General features: G+C 60.6%; 2 protein-coding genes. One reads left to right on the plus strand and one right to left on the minus strand.

Annotated elements, in window-relative coordinates:
• Window positions 1–126 precede the first annotated feature (126 nt).
• A complete protein-coding gene (locus Q4P21_RS06585) occupies window positions 127–552 on the plus strand; it encodes a universal stress protein (RefSeq protein ID WP_303388005.1) in 426 nt (141 codons plus the stop codon).
• An 84-nt stretch (window positions 553–636) separates the two neighbouring features.
• Here Q4P21_RS06585 and Q4P21_RS06590 read toward each other — a convergent pair whose 3' ends face one another.
• Window positions 637–2,619: an acyl-CoA dehydrogenase family protein gene (locus Q4P21_RS06590; protein WP_303388006.1), complete on the minus strand. Its 1,983-nt coding sequence runs from the start codon at window positions 2,617–2,619 to the stop codon at window positions 637–639.
• Window positions 2,620–2,724 lie beyond the last annotated feature (105 nt).

Raw genomic sequence — 2,724 nt, forward strand, 5'->3', positions numbered from 1 at the left:
GCGTAATAGGTGGGTAAGTTCGCCCACGTTCCCGCCTAAATGTGTGCTTTTGTGACTAAAGTAGGGACAAGAATGATACCGGGTTGAAAAATGCCGGTGTCTTAGCCGAAGAAAAGGATGAAACAAATGGCTGGAATCATCATTGTTGGCGTTGACGGCAACTCAACCTCCATGAAGGCTGCCAAGGTTGCAGCTGACTTGGCCAAGGCGTTGGGGTACACCTTGCGCGTTGTGACCGCCTTTGGTGAAGACAAGACGGAGAAGGTCACCATTGGCAACGACGAATGGTTCCTGTCCACCGCCGATGAGGCCGAGCGGGTTGCACAGCGCGTTGCAGAGGAACTGAAGATCAGCGGCGTCAAGACCGAATTCTCCTCAGCGCTGGGCAAGCCTGCCGAGGTGCTGATTGAAGAGGCCACCAAGCGCAAGGCCAAGATGATTGTTGTGGGTAACGTCCGCATGCAGGGCCTGAGCCGCGTCCTTGGCTCGGTTGCCAATGCCGTTTCACACAACGCCCCGTGCGACGTGTACATCGTGAAGACCGACGGCTAAATCCCCCGGCTTGTGACACGTACAGAACCCCCGCAGCGCCAGATGCTGCGGGGGTTCTGTACGTCCTGACGTCATTGGTAGCGGTTAGCGGTATTTGCGGTGCAGGTTCTCATGGGTGGAAGGGCCGGGCGTGGCGTCGGAGATCCAGGGCCCCGTCCCCTCGGAGGGGTCCAGTACGCCTTCTTCAAGCCAAACAAAGTCCCCGGCCAGTAGTTCCTCGCTGAGGGCTTTGTCGGTATCGTCCGTGTTGTGCCAGAGCTCGTTGAACAAAGTTTCCACCCGAAGTCGTGACTGGCACGCGAAGGCGTCGGCGAGTTTCTGCGCCGCCCTCCCCTGGTGGGGGTCCTTGAGCCGGAGCATTTCGGCCCGGGAACAGCAGGCGGAAATGGCAAAGAGTTCGGCGCCGATGTCAACGATGCGGCCTAGAAAAGCCTGCTTGTATTCGAGCTTTCCCTGCCACCGTCCCATGGCATAAAACGTTTGCCGTGCCAGCTTGCGAGATTCACGCTCCACAAAACGCAGGTGCTTGGCCAACGGCCCAAAGTCGTTGTAGGAACGCGGGTCCATGCCCTTGCCGACCACCAGCTTCGGCAGCCACTTCGCGTAGAATCCGCTGGCACCCACGGCAGCCTTGCCCTTTTCAGCCAGCGTTGCCGTGGTGGACGCCAAATCACCAGCCGCAGCCAGGTGCGCGTCCACTGCCTCCCGGGCAATGAGCAGGTGCATGATTTCGGTGGAGCCTTCGAAGATCCTGTTGATGCGCAGATCCCGCAGGAGTTGTTCGGCGGGAACTGCACGCTCGCCGCGGGCGGCCAGCGAAGCCGCGCTCTCGTACCCGCGTCCACCGCGGATCTGCACGAGTTCATCGGCGCACTTGTAGGAGAACTCGGAAGACCACAGCTTCGCAAGGGCTGCTTCAATGCGCACATCCTTCATGCCGGCGTCCGCCAAGGCTGCGGAGAGCTCAAAGACCGCCTCAAGCGCAAACGTAGTGGCAGCCATGAAGGCGAGCTTCTTCCCCACTGCCTCATGCCGGCCCACCGGCAGTCCCCATTGGGTGCGGGCGTTGGACCACTCCCGGGCGATCTTCAAGGACCACTTGCCTGCCCCTGCTGCCATGGCCGGGATGGACAGCCGCCCCGTGTTCAAGGTGGTCAGGGCGATCTTCAGCCCCTGGCCCTCCCGGCCCAAACGGTTTTCTGCCGGAACACGCACTTGGTGAAAGCGTGTCACGCCATTTTCAATGCCGCGCAGGCCCATGAATTCGTTGCGGTTTTCAACTGTGATGCCAGGGGAGTCCGCTTCCACGACGAATGCGGTGATGCCACCGGTTTTCCGTCCCGCCGCATCCAAACCACGGGACGGCACCAACGCCATGACCACCACCAGTTCGGCAATGACGCCGTTGGTGGTCCACAACTTCACGCCGTCCAAAACGTATTCCGAGCCATCTTCGGACGGAACCGCCTGGCAGCCCATCCGCGCGGGGTCCGAGCCCACATCCGGTTCCGTCAGCAAAAAGGCAGTGACAGCTCCGGCCGCACATCGCGGCAGGTATTTTTGTTTTTGTTCAGCTGTGCCAAAAACCTTCACCGGTTCCGGCACGCCTATGGACTGGTGGGCCGAGGCCAAGGCGCCAAAGGCCGGATGTACGCTGCCAAGAATGGACAAGGCCCGCCCGTAATAAGTCAGGTTCAGTCCAAGCCCGCCATATTCGACAGGAATTTTCATGCCGAATACACCCAACTCAGCCAGACCTGCCAGGTATTCGTCAGGAATCTTCGCTTCCCGCTCGACGCGGGCGCCGTCCAGGGTTTTGGCGTAGGCCTCAACCTTCTCAAGGAAGGCATCGCCAATTTCAGTGTCCTCGGTCGAAGGCTGCGGATGCGGGTGAATCAGGTCGACGTCAAAGTCGCCCAGGTACAGGCCCTTGGCGAAGCTTGGCCGCTCCCACGCTGTCTCCCTGGCCGCCTCCGCGGCGTTCCTGGCGTCCGCGGCCGTGACTTTTTTGTCAGTGGGATCCTTTGCGGTGGCATTGGTGCTTTCGACAGCTGCGTCATGGCTCATGACTTCCTCAATTCCGCCGACGGGGTGGGTGTTGCCACGGCCGGCTTGGAGCGAAACCCGGTGATGATTCGATGTTACGCGCCAGTAGCAGCTGGGGCTAGGGCC

This window comes from Arthrobacter sp. (assembly GCF_030540645.1).
Taxonomy (GTDB): domain Bacteria; phylum Actinomycetota; class Actinomycetes; order Actinomycetales; family Micrococcaceae; genus Specibacter.